Annotated in this window: 14 protein-coding genes; 5 read left to right on the top strand and 9 right to left on the bottom strand. The window is 62.5% G+C overall.

Annotated elements, in window-relative coordinates; genetic code table 11:
- Nucleotides 1-616: 616 nt before the first annotated feature.
- Nucleotides 617-1,306: a helix-turn-helix transcriptional regulator gene (locus ACUY2Y_RS10240; RefSeq protein ID WP_448326227.1), complete on the top strand. Its 690-nt coding sequence runs from the start codon at nt 617-619 to the stop codon at nt 1,304-1,306.
- Here ACUY2Y_RS10240 and ACUY2Y_RS10245 read toward each other — a convergent pair.
- Nucleotides 1,303-2,649: a sodium/glutamate symporter gene (locus ACUY2Y_RS10245; protein ID WP_448326229.1), complete on the bottom strand. Its 1,347-nt coding sequence runs from the start codon at nt 2,647-2,649 to the stop codon at nt 1,303-1,305. The genes ACUY2Y_RS10240 and ACUY2Y_RS10245 overlap by 4 nt on opposite strands.
- A gap of 72 nt (nt 2,650-2,721) precedes the next feature.
- Between ACUY2Y_RS10245 and ACUY2Y_RS10250 the strand changes: the two genes are divergently transcribed.
- Nucleotides 2,722-3,492: a hypothetical protein gene (locus tag ACUY2Y_RS10250; RefSeq protein WP_448326231.1), complete on the top strand. Its 771-nt coding sequence runs from the start codon at nt 2,722-2,724 to the stop codon at nt 3,490-3,492.
- Here ACUY2Y_RS10250 and ACUY2Y_RS10255 read toward each other — a convergent pair.
- The gene (locus tag ACUY2Y_RS10255; RefSeq protein WP_448326233.1) at nt 3,489-4,268 is read right to left on the bottom strand and encodes a nitrilase-related carbon-nitrogen hydrolase; all 780 of its coding nucleotides are present in this window, start codon (nt 4,266-4,268) and stop codon (nt 3,489-3,491) included. The two genes, ACUY2Y_RS10250 and ACUY2Y_RS10255, sit on opposite strands and share 4 nt — an antisense overlap.
- Before the next feature lie 92 nt (nt 4,269-4,360).
- On the opposite strand from ACUY2Y_RS10255, the gene ACUY2Y_RS10260 reads away from it, so the two are divergent.
- From ACUY2Y_RS10260 to ACUY2Y_RS10270, 3 genes are all read left to right on the top strand, one after another.
- Entirely contained in the window at nt 4,361-4,618 is a 258-nt protein-coding gene (locus ACUY2Y_RS10260; protein ID WP_259902322.1) for a hypothetical protein, read from the top strand.
- On the top strand, nt 4,618-5,793 hold the full coding sequence (locus ACUY2Y_RS10265; RefSeq protein WP_448326235.1) for an alpha/beta hydrolase: 1,176 nt from the start codon (nt 4,618-4,620) through the stop codon (nt 5,791-5,793). Before ACUY2Y_RS10260 ends, ACUY2Y_RS10265 begins: the two co-directional genes overlap by 1 nt.
- A 119-nt stretch (nt 5,794-5,912) precedes the next feature.
- The gene (locus ACUY2Y_RS10270; protein WP_448326237.1) at nt 5,913-7,670 is read left to right on the top strand and encodes a pyruvate dehydrogenase; all 1,758 of its coding nucleotides are present in this window, start codon (nt 5,913-5,915) and stop codon (nt 7,668-7,670) included.
- On the opposite strand, the gene ACUY2Y_RS10275 is transcribed toward ACUY2Y_RS10270, so the two are convergent.
- The 7 genes from ACUY2Y_RS10275 to ACUY2Y_RS10305 form a co-directional block, all read right to left on the bottom strand.
- Nucleotides 7,667-10,027, bottom strand: coding sequence for a hypothetical protein (locus ACUY2Y_RS10275; RefSeq protein WP_448326238.1), 2,361 nt, complete (start codon nt 10,025-10,027; stop codon nt 7,667-7,669). The two genes, ACUY2Y_RS10270 and ACUY2Y_RS10275, sit on opposite strands and share 4 nt — an antisense overlap.
- Nucleotide 10,028: 1 nt before the next feature.
- Nucleotides 10,029-11,525 (bottom strand): YPDG domain-containing protein, encoded by a 1,497-nt coding sequence (locus tag ACUY2Y_RS10280; RefSeq protein ID WP_448326240.1) that lies wholly within the window; start codon nt 11,523-11,525, stop codon nt 10,029-10,031.
- Between the two features lie 99 nt (nt 11,526-11,624).
- Nucleotides 11,625-12,014, bottom strand: coding sequence for a heat shock protein transcriptional repressor HspR (locus tag ACUY2Y_RS10285; protein WP_448326242.1), 390 nt, complete (start codon nt 12,012-12,014; stop codon nt 11,625-11,627).
- 15 nt (nt 12,015-12,029) lie between these two features.
- Nucleotides 12,030-13,247 carry a molecular chaperone DnaJ gene (gene dnaJ / locus ACUY2Y_RS10290; RefSeq protein WP_448326244.1) on the bottom strand — a complete coding sequence of 406 codons (1,218 nt, stop codon included), beginning with the start codon at nt 13,245-13,247 and terminating at the stop codon, nt 12,030-12,032.
- A 155-nt stretch (nt 13,248-13,402) separates the two neighbouring features.
- Nucleotides 13,403-14,089: a nucleotide exchange factor GrpE gene (grpE, locus tag ACUY2Y_RS10295; RefSeq protein WP_448326246.1), complete on the bottom strand. Its 687-nt coding sequence runs from the start codon at nt 14,087-14,089 to the stop codon at nt 13,403-13,405.
- A 14-nt stretch (nt 14,090-14,103) separates the two neighbouring features.
- A complete protein-coding gene (gene dnaK, locus ACUY2Y_RS10300; protein ID WP_448326248.1) occupies nt 14,104-15,957 on the bottom strand; it encodes a molecular chaperone DnaK in 1,854 nt (617 codons plus the stop codon).
- Nucleotides 15,958-16,399: 442 nt separating this feature from the next.
- Nucleotides 16,400-17,230, bottom strand: a complete 831-nt coding sequence (locus ACUY2Y_RS10305) for a hypothetical protein (RefSeq protein ID WP_448326249.1) — start codon at nt 17,228-17,230, stop codon at nt 16,400-16,402.
- Nucleotides 17,231-17,345: the final 115 nt, after the last annotated feature.

Consider the following 17,345-nt stretch of genomic DNA (forward strand, 5'->3'; position numbering starts at 1 on the left):
GCTCCTTTCCTAACTCTCGATTTGCTGTGCTTCTATTCGTCCGAACTTAGTTCGTCAATAGTCACAACGCCGCCGAAGTTGAGTCTGTTCCACTCAAGGCGAAAATGATGATTTCCATCGGTTTCGGTCAGTTTGAAGCCTCAGATCGTGCCTTTGTTCTGTCCTTCTGGCTGTTCTGTTCTTCCGGGAGGCTTTCCGTGTTTTTCGGCTCCACGAATAACAGCTGGCGCTCGAGGGACCTCCATATATATTGCTCCCGACGATTGCGGGCACTGCCGCCCTCAATAGCACTTACAGGGCCATTGCCCTGCGAAAAGGAAGCTCTCAATTGCGGACAACTTCCTGGCATCGCAAGACAATATCCGTCACCCCGGCATCTCGGCGGCGAGACTGTCCTCAATGAACACAATCAAAACTGCACGTCATATGCGCCACGACACGCAACGCGGGCGTTTGTGTCCGCAATAGCCTTCAGCGCATCTTCCACCTACAGAGTCCCCAACTGGAAAAGAGCGCCCACTGGAAAAGAGCGCCCACTGGCAGAGACGGACCGTCTCGTCGAAGGGGAGTCGCAATATAAGTCGCGGACGGAATAGCTGGTGGCTAGCCGTGGACATTGCTCACTGAAGTAGACACTCGCGCCGAGCGCACATGGCCTGTTCTTCCTAAATTCAGAATCGCACCAGAAAAACACGGTGCGCAGCCGGTTGTCGGCGAGCTACGTCAACCGCATCGGCGGGAATCAGTACCAAAAAGCGACAAGGAGAAAAACAGCATGCACGGCGATCTCATTCCGGAACTACCTCCCCATCCATCTGAGGCCGCGATTGAGGAAACGGAAAAATACCAGCGCAAAGAGAAAGTCGCTCATTTCTTACGCGGAGCGGAATTGATTCGGCTGTTGCAGATTGGGCGGCCGATGGAGGGAGGGGAGTTGGCGGGAAGGGTTGGCGTCGATAAGCGGACGCTGCGGAGGTATATCGCGCATTTGCGTGACCTCGGCTTCAACATCACCTCGAAGCCCGGCGCCAACGGCGGCTACACCATGGAGCATTGCGACACGGTTCCTCCGCTGACGTTCACGGACGACGAATTGGAGGTGATCATGCTGGCGCTAAGCTCCACCGGCTACCCAGGGGACGAGCTCACGGAGCGTTCGGGACAGTTGACGCAGCGAATCACACGACTGCTGCCTCCGCATCAAAGCGCAACACTGTCATCTGCGGGAGACCAGCGCTTCTTTCAGCTGATGACGTTCTGGGGAGCGTACAACAGGGAGCAGAAAGCCGAAGCAACCGGCAGCTAGCTGCTCATGGCTCCGGCGGGTTTCTTGACGGGAACCCACTTGAGGGCGAAGCTCATCACCAGGATGCCAACGGCGACGACGGTGGCGACCCAGCCGAATGGGCCGGTGAAGGAGGCGAGAACGGCAATGGGCCCGAGGATGTTCATGCCGATCTCGAAGGGGCCGAAACCGACATACGCCACGCCGTATTCGTTGAGGGTGCCGGACTTGAGCTTGGGGTCGACCATCTTGAGCAGGGCGATACCGGTGGCGACGGCGGCGGTGGCCCAACCCCAGCCGAAGATACCGCGCTCAATCCACTGTTCACCGAAGTAAAGCGGCGCCATGACGAGCAGATAGAAGAGACAGAAGATGATGCCGAGAACGAAGAGCAGGATGAGCGCCTGCCAGTAGGCGGCCAGCGCGGCGGGCGCGATGGAGGCGATGCCGAAGGCGATCATGTAGTCGGTGGCGGCGCCGGAGATAGCGGTGACGGTGTCTTTGTCCAGGTAGTTCGGCTTCTTGAACAGTCGCAACAGGCCACGGCCGATGAAGCCGATGACGAAGGACAGGGCGAACAGCGGGATGGAAACGTTCTCCCACCTGTTGGAGATCAGCGTGTTCACCATGTAGGCGACGAGCACGGTGAACACAATGAAACCGCTGTGGAGAGCGAGGGGCTCAATCGACGACGGGTTGGTCGTGGCTTTACCGATGGAGGGACGCTCAGCCTCGTCCTCGATATAGCCAGACCGCAGCTCCTTAGGCAGATCTCCCTGCAGCTCGGTGGTCTTGCCCTTTCGGATGCCCCAGTTGGAGACGATGACACCGCCGATGATGGCTACGAGGGTGCCCACGGTCGCGGCGGTGAAGCCGAGGGAGGAAGCGGCGGCGGCGCCGGCGGTGTCCTTGAGGGCGGAACCGACGGCGGCGGCGGTACCGAAGCCGCCGACGAAGCCGACGGGCAGCATCATGCCGAACCAGTCCTCGGTGCCGAATACCGGCTTGAACAGGTAGACCCCGGCAAGCACGAACAGGCCCCACTGGAACATGAACATGGTGGTGGAAAAGGCCCACATATTGCGCGCGCCCTTGGCCACGGACCCGCCGAGGTCCATGGAATACGCCATGGAGGCAAACACCACGGCGATGAGAATAGTGGTGTAGTCGCCGATCTGGTCGGAGAACGACGCGACTTTCAACACCTCAGGCCCGAGGATCAACCCGATGAGACCAGCGGTAATGGGTGCCGGCAGCAGGAGTTGCTGCAGCACACGGACACGCTGGCGGAGAATGTTGCCGATGATGAGGAGGACGGAGATCCACCCAACGTCGACAAGCAAGTCATAGACTGTGAATTCCATGAGCCGAACCTTTCGCGTGGGAGCTATCGCGGTTAGCTTAGCGTGCAGGCGCGACACATTACCCTTTGAAGCATGGACGAGCTTGTGAGTTTTTCGGAGACCGAGCGCAGTAAGCTGGAGCTACAGCTTTCAAGGAGCACAGAGGAAGCAGGCACGCTTATCGACGCCCTGCTCAACCCCTCCCTGTCCTCCACCACGGCTTTAGACCGCCGCCGTTTGGGCCTGCCGCCGGAGTCCTACGAGGAGCTGGTGAACCCGCTGGGTGAGGCGCTACTCAAGGCACTGTGGGACCGTCCGCACGACATCGAGCCGATCTGGGAGCAGATGACGCGCGGGCTATACGCGATGGCGGATGCCGCACGCGAGGCCGACCTGCAGGGCATTCCGGCGGCGACAGCGGCACAGGTCATTGGGGTGGAGGAGCTGCGCGGGAACGGAACGGACATGCTCGCCATCTACCTGGAGGCGCCGATGCAGGTGGAATACCTTCCGGGCCAGTCGCTTCCGGTGCTGGTGCCCGGCGCGTACGGGGAGCGTGGCGAGTGGCACGACCTTGCACCGGCACTGCCGTCCAATCAGTTCGGTCAACTGGTGTTCTATGTGCCGGACTCGTGGCGGCGGCCGGCGATCGGCGAGTACTGGACGTGCGGGAACGCGCGGGGCGAGCAGATGGTGTTGCCCGGACACAGCGTCATCAATGCGACGGGAAGCCGGCTGGCGGAGGTGAGGGCGGCGGTGTTTGGGGGCGTCGATAAGCGAATTGAGCTTGTTGTCGATGTCCGTGAACCTGCCCTGGAATCCTTGGCGAGCGCGGTGGATTGGCTGGCGTTGCGGCGCGTTTAAAGGATCGGGACGGCCGCGCGGCGGCGGCGTGCCTCGGCGGGGTCGATGTCGACGACGATGACCTCCTCGTCGAATCCGCCCTGCGCGAGGACGGTCCCGTTGGGCGCGACGGCGACGGAATGACCCACGCCGAGCGGGTCTGAATTATTTCGGGCCCCGGCGGAACCTTCCGGATTCGCCTGATCCGGAGCGATGATGAACACCCCTGCATCGAGCGCGCGGGCACGCGAAAGCGCGATCCATTCTCCCACCTTATTTTCACCTCCCGCCCAGCTCGTGGGCACGACGACGATGTCGGCGCCACGGCGCGCGAGCTGTTGGAAATGATCGGGAAAACGGATGTCGAAGCAGATCGCGGCACCGACCGTCACGCCCTCGTGGGTGAAGGTGACAAGCTCGGTTCCGGGCTCGACATTGTCCGACTCGCGGTAGTTGGCGGTGTCGAATGTGTGAATCTTGTCGTAGCCTTCGTGCAGCTCAGGCCCCGTGATCAACGCGGTATTGCGCACACGCCCGTCGCTTGCGGGCCGGAACATGCCCGCGACGATGGTGACGCCCAGCTCCTCCGCGAGCGTGCGCAACCCGGTCGCGAATGCGCCGTCGAAGTCCTCAGCCTGCTTGTGAAGCGGGCCGGATTCGAATGCTTGCGAAGACGCCTCGGGGCACACGATGAGCGTCGCTCCTTTGTTCGCGGCGTCGCGGATACGTTCGCTCAGCGCGGCGAGGTTGTCGGCGACGCGTTCTGAAGCGGTGAATTGCACGAGTCCAATACGCATGGGAACCAAGGGTATGTGGATAAGTTTTCAAATTCCACAGGTTCATACGGCCACCGTTGTGCATCAGTGCTGGCTGTCGTTGTGTTGAGGGCATGAACCACACAACGAATTTCGTTCAAGCACCGACCACCGACCTACCGACGCTGCCCACCTGGACCGATCCTGAGCTCACCGATTTAGCAACCCCTAGCCTGACCAGCGCCGCGCTCGCCGCCGCTCACAGCGCGTTAGCCGACGGCGTGGATGCCCGCACCGAGCGCGTGCGCACCCACGTCGAGGATTTAGCCGCATTCGTCACCGCCATCCGCGGGGTCGACGCCGACCACGCGTGTGCATTCAAGGCGGAATAATGCTGGTCACATCAGAACTTTCGGCCAGCGCAGACGCGTTGCGGCGGGCAGCGGGAACCGTGCGCTCGCGTATCGACGACACCGCCGCCACCCGCACCTCCATCTCCAACGCCGGTCTCGCCGGCGAGGCCGCGGACGCGGGCTTGGACAAGCTCGCCGACCTCGGACGCGCGTTGAGCAATCCCGCCGACACAATGGAGAAAATCGCGGAGATTCTCGAAGAAGCCGCTGTCGCCCAGCACATGGTCGACGTGAGCAAAGAGTCCCTGGCCGCGACATTCGTGCCACTGCATCTTCGCGTCGCCCACGAAAGCACGCTGGCCGCGTTGTCCTTATTGGAGCGCCTCCTCGACAAATCCTGCTCCGCCTCGATCTCCCAAGAATGCAAGCTCGAACACGAACAGGACTTAGACCGCCTCGTATTCCACTCGGACGAACCGTTGTCCCAGATCAGCGCGCGGCTTCTGGAAACCGCGCCTGCCTCAGTGCAAGACGTAGTCACTGATGCCGACGGGATTGTTCTCGAGGGCGGGCCCGATGGGTACAGCGTCATGATCGGCGTGGAATACGACGAAAACGGCGAGCCGATCCCACCGCAGTCAGTGACCACGGTGGTCTCCGGCGTGGGTTCGGGCGAGCCCGAGAAATTCGCCCTGGCCATGGAAGAGGCCCAAGCCGTCGCGGAAGCCACCGGCGGTGCGGTGGTGGTCTGGCAAGGCTACTCCGCTCCCCCGACACTGATTGAAGGCATGTCGCGCATTCCCGCCAGCGCCGGCGCGGACGATTTGGCGGCGTTTCAGTACGCCATGGAGGAGCGTTTCCCGGACTCGCGGAAAGTCGTGGTGGGCCACTCATACGGTTCGGTGGTGGCCGCCCGCGCCGCCGAAGAATATGGGTTGTTCGCCGACGAGCTCTATATCGTGGGTTCGCCCGGCGTCAGTGCCTCCCACGTCGACGACCTCACCTTATTCACCGATGACCCGAAGGTCACCGTCGCGGATTCGCCGACCGACCCGATCCTTTTGCTGCGCTCCCCGTTCAGCGCCCTGCACGGCACCGACCCGGGCACCGCACGCTTCGGCGCCGAACGCGTACCCGGGATCCGCGGCGGCCACACCGACTACTACGAAGACGAGGCATTCCTGCGGGCGCTCGGGGAATCGGCGCGGGGATAGCATGAGCTTCAGGACGCGAAGCCGGCGCATTCTACAGCACACAACAGCCGTCGGGGCGGAAAATGGAAAAAGCGTACACTAGGGTGCCGTAAATCTAAACGCATAAATGGAGGAAAAAATTGGCTAAGGATTTCGCGCACCAAATCGTGGAGACGCTAGAGCGCAACGGCGTCAAGCGCATTTACGGCCTCGTCGGCGACTCCCTGAACCCGGTGTCCGACGCAGTGGCTGATTCGAATATCGAGTGGGTTCACGTCCGCAACGAGGAGGCCGCCGCCTTCGCCGCCGGCGCCGAGTCCCTCGTGACGGGCGAGCTCGCTGTCTGCGCCGCATCGTGCGGCCCGGGCAACACCCACCTGATTCAGGGTCTTTATGATTCGCACCGCAACGGCGGGAAGGTGCTGGCCATCGCCTCGCACATCCCGAGCCAGGAGATCGGCTCCAACTTCTTCCAGGAGACGCACCCGGAGAAAATCTTCGCAGAGTGCTCCGGCTACTGCGAGATGGCTAACTCGGCGGAACAGGGTGCACGCATCCTGCACCACGCCATCCAGTCGACGATGGCGGGCAAGGGCGTGTCCGTCTTCGTCATGCCGGGCGATATTGCCAGCCAGGATGCCGCTGATGTGCCGCTGCTCGAGTCCACCATCGCGCGTGGCGACGACAAGCGCGTTTTCCCGGATGCCGGTGAGGCTGCTCGTCTGGTTCAGGCAATCAACGAGGCAGACACCGTCACGCTGTTCTGCGGCGTGGGTGCAGCGAATGCGCGCGAGGAAATCCTGCAACTCGCTGAGAAGATCAAGTCCCCGATCGGCCACTCCTTCGGTGGCAAGATGCACATCCAGTACGACAATCCCTTCGACGTGGGCATGAACGGCCTGCTCGGCTACGGCGCCTGCTACGAGGCATCGCACGAGGCCGACCTGCTCATCTTGTTGGGCACGGACTTCCCGTACAATGATTGGCTGCCCACCGACAATGTCGCGCAGGTGGATATCAAGGGCGAGAACATCGGCCGCCGCGCCAAGGTCAAGTACCCGGTCGTCGGCGACGTCAAGAGCGTCATTGAGAACATCCTTCCGCACGTCGACGAGAAGAAGGACCGCTCCTTCCTGGACAAGATGCTCAAGGAGCACGCGCACCTGCTCGAGACGGTGATCGAGAACTTCGGCACCAGGACGAAGACGAAGGCCACCCCGATCCACCCGGAGTACGCCGCACAGCTTATCGACGAGCTGGCCGACGACGACGCCATCTTCACCGTCGACACCGGCATGTGCAATGTCTGGGCTGCCCGCTACATCACCCCGAACGGCAAGAAGGACGAGCTGGCGTCCTTCCGCCACGGCACCATGGCTAATGCCGTCCCGCAGGCGATCGGTGCGCAGGCGGCGGACCGTGACCGCCAGGTGATCACCTTCTCCGGCGACGGCGGCGTGTCCATGCTGCTCAGCGAGCTGATCACCGTGCAGCAGCACAATCTTCCGGTGAAGATGATGGTGTTCAACAACTCCAGCCTCGGCATGGTCAAGCTGGAGATGATGGTCGCCGGCCTGAAGGAATTCCAGACCGACCACGCCCAGGTGAACTACGCCAATATCGCCGAGGCAGTGGGGATCAAGTCCTTCCGCGTGGAGAAGCCGACGGATCTGGAGAAGACCATCAAGGAGGCCTTCGCCTACGACGGCCCAGTCTTGGTCGAGATGGTCACTGACCCGGACGCTCTGTCCCTGCCGCCGAACTTCGACTGGACCATGATCAAGGGCTTCACCGAGTCCGCGGTCAAGACGGTGCTCGACGGCGGCATCGGCAACATGGTCGAGCTGGCCCGCTCGAACCTCCGCAACATCAAGGGCGCCGCGGCGATCGAGTTCTAGCGTCGCGCGCCCGGCATCGCGGGCAGGGCCACGATTCCGACCAGGCCCGCGATCGCCGCGATCAGAGCGAGGACCGCGAAGACGATACCGGCAGTACTCGACCCCTCTGAGACGTTCGCTCCCGGGGCAGTGCCAGAACGCTCGCTGGTATTGCCAGAGTTGTTTCCGTCCTCCAGATCTTTACCCTTGCTCGTCGGCGTGAGCACGCTGCGGGCAAGGGTTTTCTGCTGCGCGGATGCCTTCGGATCGGCAAGCACCTGCTTGAGCACCTCTTTGGCCTCAGCGGCGGTGTAGTCCAGAACGGGCACGGTGAGGGTCTCGCTGTACTGCTGCTCCCCCGACTCATTGATCACACGGAACGACACGGGCAGGGAGGAACCGCGGAAATCCGCGGGCAGGTTCACGGGGATGGAGACGGTGCGCTTGGGGGAGGCAGACGCGGCGTCGTCAAGCGGAATGCCTTTGACCGTGAATTTCTTGCGCCATGTCTTGCCGCCAGCGTAGCTGACTTCGAGCGTGAACGTGTGGTCCTTGCGGCCGAGGTTGCTGATCTCGCCGGTCAGCACGTTATTGTCGCGGTAGGTGGCCACGCCGTTGATGCGGTCGCGGCTGTCCACGAGGCGGAAACCGGCCTTGCCGTTGTTCTTGTCGGCGGACAGCGCCTGGAGCTCACGTATCGTTGGCACGTGCTCCGTATGCTTCGATTCAGGAGCCACCGCCCCTGTCGCGCGCCCGATCACTCCGTCGTAGAACTGCAAATTATCCCAGTCGGGCGGCACGGTGTAGTCACCGAGGTAGCACGGCTGGCCGGTGCATGCTGCGGGCAGCGTAGGTTTCGGGCGCGACACTTCGTTGGAGTACCCGAAATGGGAGAACTGGTACAGGTAGTTCATTGTCGAGTGGTACTCGGGCAGGTAATTCTGCCCCTCCGGGTCCGCGATCGACGCCACGCCGGTGTGGCTGAGCCCGAGATTGTGACCGAGCTCGTGGAGGATCGTGTTGCGCAGATGCTCGTCGTTGGTCATGTCCTTCGGCTTGGACACGAAGAACGCGCCGCCAGGTGTGGAACCGGCGCCCGAAGAATCGTCGCCAGGCATGATCTGATCGCCGATGATGCCGAGACGGAACACGGACTTTCGGCCGCCGAGCAGGCGGGTGCGGTCCGCCGCGAGTGCGCCTCCCACGTCGCCGTTTTCCGCGTAGTACTGCGAATATGACTCCGTCGGGCCGCCCTTGAGCTGCGTCGGATCGGTGGTGAAGTTGTTGTACCAGGTACCTGCGTCGATGTGGAGTTTGTAGCCGTTCTCGGCGAATTTCTTGACGAGGTCGTTGAGCGACTTGCGCGAGGGCCGGTACTCGTTCTTATTCGCCGTCGCGCACCCGACGAATGCGTTGAAACCACGCACGGAGCGTGCGTACGCGTCATCCGAGCATCCGGCCGTCGCAGCTTCCGGTTGCATCCAGTTGAGCTGCAGGAATAGATCCGGCTTCTCAGGGGTCGCGCCCCAGCGCGCGAGCTCGAGCTGCTCTGCGGAACCGGCAGGAGTGAACGCACCGCGCTCCCACTCATCGGGAATGCCGTCGCGGTCGCGGTCGATGGCTTTCGGCGCAGCCTGCGCGCTCACCGTGATCGAGCCCGTGAACGTCTCGCCCGGTTTCAGCGGACGGAACCAGCGTCCTCCCTGCAAGCGCGCGCCGCCGTCGCCAGCTTTCGCTTTCGTGCCGTCCTTGCCGTATTTCGCGTCCGACCACGACCCGTCGCCACCGGAAAAACCGGTGGCCTGGGGGTTTCCGCCGAATTCGACGGTGACGTCATAATCCGGGTCGGTCGATCGCGCCACGATCGGCTGCACACCGGCCGCCGCGTCGAACGACGGCGACGTGTACATTCCGGCGTGCGTCAGGTCAACCTGCATTGCCTGGATCTGCGACGTCGTATTTTTCATCGTCGCTTCGAGCGTCGCCCGCGCGCCATCGAAACGGTAGGTGCGCACGAGCTCGATGCCAGTTCGCTTATCGACGTTACGCAGCTCCACCACCTCCGCATTTCCCTCCCTGCGGGTCGTGGCCGTCGATGCGTCGGTAAACGATGGCTCATCGCCGAGGTAAATACGGCTATCCAGGCGCGTCCGCAGAATTCCGCCGTCTGCGAGCGGGTCCTGGAACGTCAACGTCGCGCGTCCTGTGCCCGATTTATCCACCTTCGCGCTCAGAACTTCCGGGCTGCCTGCCTGCGCATTCTGCCCTGCATCCTGGGTACCCGCCGCCGGTTCAGCGGATGCGGAATGAGGCACCACGACTGCCTGCGTGATCAAACTAGCGCTGGTCGCAAGCGCTACTGCGGTGATTCGGCGCATGTCACCACCCCTTCGGCAGGTAGGGGCGCAGCTGCTCCGGCAGGTAATCCTGCAGGATGCGCGCTGCTCCGGTGAACATTCCAATGATGCCGGTCACCACGGCGAGAACCCCGATGATGGCCGCCGTGCATTCCTTCGCGGAGCTGGTGCTCGATGCTTTCACCGCGCACATGCGGCCACCGTCGTTGCCCGTCAGCTCGAGCGGAACCTCCACGGTGCTCACCGATCCGTCCGGGTAGATCACTTCCACCACCGGGTCGACTGGTTCGGTGCCGCCGGTCGCACCCGTGAAGGTGAGCTCGCCTGTCTGCTCGTTCACTTCTGCATCCTTGAGAGAGCCGGCTTCAACCAGCGTGAAGCGCGTTCCTTCGGGGAGCTTTCCAGGGATGCTCGGGGTCACCGAGAGCACGTCGCCGTCTCCGGCCGCAGCTCTGACCTCCGGGAAGCTCACGCGGCGTTCGCCCGATTCCGCCTTACCGTCTTTCAGGCTCACCTCGGCCGTCAGATCGGACTGGGAGCCGTCGGCGTACAACGCGGCCGTCGTGAAGCGAAGTGGCTGGTGCTCGCCCTCTTTCGGCGCAGTGACCGACAGATCGCCGGTCGTCGCCTCGACCGACACAGTCCACCCGTTCAAATCTTTCACGGGCGTGTGTGGGTAGAACAGCACATCCTTCGGCAGATCACCTGCAACCTGGCGCACCGTGATGGTGCCGCCGGGCACGACCTCGCGGCCCGCCTCGTAGTGCGGCGTGAACATTTCGCTCTGTTGCTTGTTCTCCAGCTGGAATGCCGCGGTGAACGTGCCCTTGCTGCCGTCCGGGTAGGTGGCTATGACACCCACCGAGACCGTCTCCCCCGGCTTCGCCGTCGCCGGGGGAGTCAGCGTGACGCGGCCGAGCTCATCGACTTCCGCCATATCTGCGCTTTTCTCGTCCACGGCGAACGTGGTGCCCTTCGGCAACGGCTGGTTTTCGTAGCGGACACCGTCCACCACACGCGTGGCTGTCGGCGCCAAGGACGTGGCTTTTTCGCCGATCCGCGGGAAGCTCTTCGGGTACTTGATCGAGTACTCGCCCGAAATGAACTCCTCGTTGATCAGCGGAATTTCTTCGGACTGGCCGACTGGGTCACGCTCCACCACCGTCACCGGGACCGTCGACGTGTAGGTCGGGTAGGTGTACACCACATTCACGACTGTGCCCGGCTCGAAATCGAATTGGTACACACAGTTATTGATGCTGGCCTGGTCAGTGCAGCGGTGGAGGGAGGTGCCGGCGGTCAGGAGCGTGCCGTCGATAAGCGTTGCGTCTGTGGCAAGGACGAACTCGATGCCCGTCGGCCCGTATTCACTCGTTGCCTGCGCTAGGCCCCCCTGCGGGACCTGTTTCGATTCCCTCGCCAGCGCCTCTTGCGCCGCGACCGTGCTTGGAATACTAAGAGCGAGCGCCGTGGCGGTGGCGATTAGCCCACGGCGACGGAAGGAAACGTGACTCGGCACAGCGCGGGCCCTTTCGATGCGGCATTCAATTCAAACGGTGGATCTCCCACCGAGGAATTGTGCCAGAAACCCACGCTGCGCGGGTAATTCGATTCTGATTTAGCCTCGGTCGCGGCGCGCGGTACGCGACCACGTCACCACCGCCGTCGAACGCGGCACGTGGACGAGCTCCCCGCCGCGCCGTGGTGCGCGGGCGACCCGTTCACGGAGCCGCGCATTCTCGTCCTCGAGGTCGTCGATGCGCTGGGTCAGCTCAATGATCGTCTTGATGCCGGCCAAATTCACGCCCTCTTCCTGCGAAAGGCGCTGAATCGTGCGCAATCGCGAAATATCACGCTGCGAATAGCGGCGCCCGCCTCCCGACGTGCGCATCGGGCTGACCAAGCCCATCCGGTCGTACGTGCGCAGGGTCTGCGCGTGCATGCCGGTGAGCTCGGCGGCGACAGAGATGACGTAGTACTCGTCGACAGCGTCGTCTTTCTTATTCATCTACGCATCACCTCCCTACTGGGTGGACCCGGACCAACCGGAGCGCGGGTTGAAACCGGAGTCCTTCTCCGCCTGGGCGTAGGTGCGCAGCGCGCTCGTCGCCGTGGCGTCCAGGTTCTTCGGCACCTCGACCTCGACGGTGACCATGAGGTCGCCCGCGGTGCCCGACTTACGTGGCACACCGCGTCCCTTCACACGCAAAGTCCGACCGTTCGGCGTGCCCGCGGGGACCTTCACCTTCACCGGGCTGTCCAACGTCGGCACCGTGACAGCACCGCCGAGTGCCAGTTCCGCGAAGCTCACCGGCACCGTCACTTCCAGGTCATCGCCGTTGCGAGTGAACACCTTGTCCGGCGTCACCGTCACATTCACGAACAGATCGCCCGCCGGCGTGCCGTTCGGGCCTGCCTCACCCTGGCCGGCCAGGCGCACCTTCTGCCCGTCGATCACGCCGGCGGGAATCCGCACAGTGATCGACCGGGTGCGCCGGACCGTGCCGCTGCCCGAGCAGGTCTGGCACGGATCCTCAATGATCTGGCCGGTGCCGCCACAGCGGGTGCACGGCCGGGACATGCCGAACGCGCCCTTCTGCTCGCTGACAAAGCCGGAGCCACCGCAATCCGGGCACGTCGTGGTCTTGCCCGTCGCCGAACCAGAGCCGTGGCAATCGGTGCACGGTGCCTCGCCGGTCAGCTCGACCGGGATCGTCGTGCCCTTGACCGCTTCACGGAAGTCGAGCGTTATTTGCGTTTCGACGTCGGCCCCCCGCGTCGGCCGAGCACTCCTGCCAGTGCCGCCGCCGCGGTTAAAGAGGCCACCGAAGATGTCACCAAGACCGCCTTCCGCAGAAAATCCTCCGCCTTGTCCAAACGACTGTCCGAATCCTGCGTCGCCGAATCCGCCGGTCCCGAAGTCCGACGTGGTCGTCGTCGTGCGAAACCCGCCCGGAAACCCGGAACCTCCTTTCCCCCCGAAGCGCATGAAGCCTCCGGAGTTCATCATCGACTTGAATTCGTCGTATTCCTTGCGCTTCGTCTCGTCGCCGAGGACGTCGTACGCCTCCGCCACCTTCTTGAAACGCTCTTCGGCCTGCTTATCGCCCGGGTGGGAATCCGGGTGATTCTCGCGCGCCAGCTTGCGGTACGCCTTCTTGATCTCAGCCGCGCTTGCCGACGACGACAGCCCCAGGTCGCCGTAATAGTCCTTATTCGCCCATTCCTGCTGCATAGCCATGTGCGCCTCCTCCTTCCATTCCTATTCTGTTGTGTTCTGCGTCTATTTTCACTGCTAAAAACGTTTATCTATGTAAAACGCGGCCGAGGCGGGAATCGTCGACGTCGCTGATGTCTAAGCTTCCCTCCCCGGCCGCGGTAATGCGCTACTGAGTTTTACTCAGCGCTACCTTCCGGTGCGTCCCCGCCATCTTCCGGGTCCGCGATGATCACCATCGCGTTGCGGATCAGGCGGTCACCGACGCGGTAGCCCTTCCGCAGGACAGTGCCGATCACCTTCTCGTCGCCCTGCGACAGGTCCTGCACCGCCTCGTGGATCTCCGGGTCGAAGGCCTCGCCTTCCTCGCCAAAGGCCTGCGTCTTCTGACGCTGCAAGACTGCCTGCAGGTTGTCGGAAAACGCCTTCAGCGGGCCGTCGGCAAGATCGCCGTGCTGGCGGGCGAGCTCCAAATCGTCGATAAGCGGGAGCAGCTCCGTGATCACCTTGGCCTTGGCGTCATTGGCGATCTGCGTGCGCTCGCGCTCCGTGCGACGACGGTAATTCGCGTACTCGGCCGAGACGCGCTGGAGGTCCTCCGTGCGCTCAGCGAGCTGAAGCTCCACATCGGAGACCGCCCCGTCGCCATCGGCGTCTGGGTTGACCTCGCGCTCCACGTCATCCAACGCGTCGGCGAGCTCAGCGTCGAGCACCTCTTCGTTCGACAACGGGTCGTCCCCAGCCAGCGCCTCAGATTCCGCGGCCTCCTGGGCCAAGGTCTCCGACTGGTCCGGGCTGATGTACTCGTCGTCCGTGGCCTCGGGCGCGCCCGGGTTATCGGGCATCTGCTCGTTCGGGTTGGTCATCGGTGTGCCGCTCCTTACTTGTTGTCGGAGTCGTTGGAGTCGTTCTCGTCTTCCTCGACGACCTCTGCGTCCACGACATTGTCATCAGCCTCAGCCGTTGCGTCAGCCTGCGTTGCGCCGGCATTCGCATCAGCCTCGTAGATGGCCTTGCCCATCTCCTGCGACTCAGTGGTCAGCTTCTCGACGGCAGCCTTGATCGCATCCAGATCGTCGCCCTTCAGCGCCTCATCGACCTCGTCGGCAGCAGCCGTGACCTTGGTCTTGATGTCCTCGGAGACCTTGTCGGAGTTCTCGTCAAGGAACTTGCGGGTCTGGTACGCCATGGACTCCGCGTTGTTGCGGGTCTCCTGCTCCTCGCGGCGAGCCTTGTCCTCGTCAGCGTGGGCCTCGGCGTCCTTGACCATGCGGTCGATCTCCTCCTGGGAGAGGCCGGAGCCCTCCTGGATCTTGATCGTGTTCTCCTTGCCGGTGCCCTTGTCCTTCGCGGTCACGTGAACGATGCCGTTGGCGTCGATGTCGAAGGTGACCTCGATCTGCGGGACACCGCGCGGTGCCGGAGCGATGCCGCCGAGCTCGAAGGAGCCGAGCAGCTTATTCGCCGTTGCCATCTCGCGCTCGCCCTGGAAGACCTGGATCTGCACGCTCGGCTGGTTGTCCTCAGCCGTGGTGAAGGTCTCCGAACGCTTCGTCGGGATCGTGGTGTTGCGCTCGATCAGCTTGGTCATCACACCACCCTTGGTCTCAATACCCAGGGACAGCGGCGTGACGTCGAGCAGCAGGACGTCCTTGACATCGCCGCGCAGAACACCAGCCTGCAGAGCAGCACCCAGAGCCACGACCTCGTCCGGGTTCACGGACTTGTTCGGGTCCTTGCCGGTGAGCTCCTTCACCAGGTCGGAGACAGCCGGCATACGGGTGGAACCACCGACGAGCACAACCTGGTCGATGTCGCCGACGGACATGCCGGCATCCTTGATGACCTGGTTGAACGGCTCCTTGGTGCGGTCCAGCAGATCGGAGGTGATCTTCTGGAACTCGGTGCGGGTCAGGTTTTCGTCCAAGAACAGCGGGTTCTTCTCGGAGTCCACCGTGATGTACGGCAGGTTGATGGACGCCTGCTGTGCGGACGACAGCTCGATCTTCGCCTTCTCCGCGGACTCACGCAGACGCTGGAGCGCCATCTTGTCCTTGGTCAGGTCGATGCCGTGCTGGGACTTGAACTTGTCTGCCAGCCAGTCGACGATGCGCTGATCCCAGTCGTCGCCGCCCAGCTCGTTGTCACCGGCGGTGGCCAGCACCTCGACGACACCGTCGCCGATCTCGAGCAAGGACACATCGAAGGTGCCGCCACCCAAGTCGAAGACGAGAATGGTCTGTTCCTTATCGGCCTTCTCCAGACCGTAAGCCAGTGCAGCCGCCGTCGGCTCGTTGACGATACGCAGGACGTTCAGACCTGCGATCTGGCCGGCCTCCTTCGTGGCCTGACGCTGCGCGTCCTCGAAGTACGCCGGAACAGTAATGACCGCATCGGTGACCTCATCGCCGAGGTACGCCTCCGCATCGCGCTTCAGCTTCATCAGCGTGCGCGCGGAAATCTCCTGCGGGGTGTACTTCTTATCGTCGATGTTGACGTTCCAGTCGTTGTCGCCCATGTGGCGCTTGACGGAGCGGATGGTGCGGTCGACGTTGGTCACCGCCTGGTTCTTAGCGGACTGGCCGACCAGGATCTCGCCGTTCTTGGCGAAAGCCACGACCGACGGAGTGGTGCGCGCACCCTCCGCGTTAGCGATGACTACCGGCTCGCCGCCCTCGAGCACGGAAACAACAGAGTTCGTGGTGCCAAGGTCAATACCTACTGCGCGTCCCATTGTGTGAATGTCCTCCTGAGAATTCGGTTTATCGAGTGTTTTCACTTCGTTGAGTCGAGCCCGTTTCGCAGGTTGACTGCCATTCGCTCAACTTCTGGTAGCAACTGTACCACCGACGGGCGACACACTGTCACAAGGTTGAGCTTGACTCACTCAATCTCTACAACCCATACACACTCAAAGTTGTTCCACCTCCACTCAACTTTCTTTATTTGCGCTGGTGGAGCAGCTTTCGACGGGCCTCATTCTCGTTGTTAACCCCAAATGTGAGTTACCCCAGGACAGCACTTTGAGGCCGAAAACACCGACCTGGGGAAGCTAAGTTTTGGGGTTCACATCCTGCCTAGGCCCCCACCCCAAGCACACCGAGACAGCAGAAAACCCCGGACCCGAGGCTTCCGCGATGCGGAGCCCGGAACCGGGGTAAAGCAGAATCAGCTGATTATTTAGCGAAGTACTGGTCCACGATCGGACGCAGCGAGAAGCCAAGGAAACCGGTCAGCAGGAGAAGGCCAGCGAAGGCTGCACCAATGGCGACGCCCAGACCCTTCAGGGACATGGAGGAACCCGCCGGGACAGAGCTGGACTCATTCTTGCCCTCGGTGCAGGCCTTGAGGGACTTGTTGTACGCGGCGACCGGGGCGGCGACCTTCAGGACGTCATCCTGCACAACCTGCTTGGCAGTTTCAGCAATCTGGTCCGTGCCGCCCTGCAGGATCAAGGCCCAGACTGTGGCACCGGCGACGTTCTTGAGGTCCAGGCCGAAGACCGCCGCACGGTCCTCCGCCTCTTCCTGGGTGAGAGTGAGCGTGGTGTCGGTGATCTTGTCGGTCTTCGACGCCTTCATCAGTCCGACATACAGCCAGTAAGAGTCACCTTCGTAGGTAGCGAGACGACGCTGAGCCTGCGCGACAGTGCCCTTCGTGAACAGTCCGCCCTCAGCCTTGGCGGCCGGATCCTTCGCCTCAGCGGCGTACTCGCGAATGAGCTTGATGTCCGCGTTGCGCTCTTCCTGGGTGTACGGCTCGATTCTGGTGCCGGTCGTCTCAGTCTTCTTCTCCAGGTCAGTGAAAACCTGGTCAGCCATTTCGGTGTAGAGGTTCTTGTACGCCTCGTTGATGCGCGACTTGTCGTTCTCCGTGTAGGAGATGGTGCACTTTTCGGTCTCAGCGTTGTAGTCGACGGTATAAGCGTCAGCAGTGGGGACGGAGACAGCGCCGACGGTGACTGCGGCAGTGGTGGCAACGGTCAGCGCAATGCGACGGAACTTCATGGCGGGGTGGCCTTTCGGTAAAGGGCTGGAAGTGTTGTTTTTAAAATTACAACACGCGCTAAGCGGTTACCCACCTAGTGCACATATTTCATCCAGCTTTTATCCAGCCACCCCC

The organism is Corynebacterium sp. 20-84, from assembly GCF_053479455.1.

Coding starts and splice junctions, on each gene's coding strand:
- ACUY2Y_RS10245 (WP_448326229.1), bottom strand. CDS start 2,649: ATGGAATTCACAGTCTATGACTTGCTTGTCGACGTTGGGTGGATCTCC.
- ACUY2Y_RS10250 (WP_448326231.1), top strand. CDS start 2,722: ATGGACGAGCTTGTGAGTTTTTCGGAGACCGAGCGCAGTAAGCTGGAG.
- ACUY2Y_RS10255 (WP_448326233.1), bottom strand. CDS start 4,268: ATGCGTATTGGACTCGTGCAATTCACCGCTTCAGAACGCGTCGCCGAC.
- ACUY2Y_RS10260 (WP_259902322.1), top strand. CDS start 4,361: ATGAACCACACAACGAATTTCGTTCAAGCACCGACCACCGACCTACCG.
- ACUY2Y_RS10265 (WP_448326235.1), top strand. CDS start 4,618: ATGCTGGTCACATCAGAACTTTCGGCCAGCGCAGACGCGTTGCGGCGG.
- ACUY2Y_RS10275 (WP_448326238.1), bottom strand. CDS start 10,027: ATGCGCCGAATCACCGCAGTAGCGCTTGCGACCAGCGCTAGTTTGATC.
- ACUY2Y_RS10285 (WP_448326242.1), bottom strand. CDS start 12,014: ATGAATAAGAAAGACGACGCTGTCGACGAGTACTACGTCATCTCTGTC.
- dnaJ (WP_448326244.1), bottom strand. CDS start 13,247: ATGGCTATGCAGCAGGAATGGGCGAATAAGGACTATTACGGCGACCTG.
- grpE (WP_448326246.1), bottom strand. CDS start 14,089: ATGACCAACCCGAACGAGCAGATGCCCGATAACCCGGGCGCGCCCGAG.
- dnaK (WP_448326248.1), bottom strand. CDS start 15,957: ATGGGACGCGCAGTAGGTATTGACCTTGGCACCACGAACTCTGTTGTT.
- ACUY2Y_RS10305 (WP_448326249.1), bottom strand. CDS start 17,230: ATGAAGTTCCGTCGCATTGCGCTGACCGTTGCCACCACTGCCGCAGTC.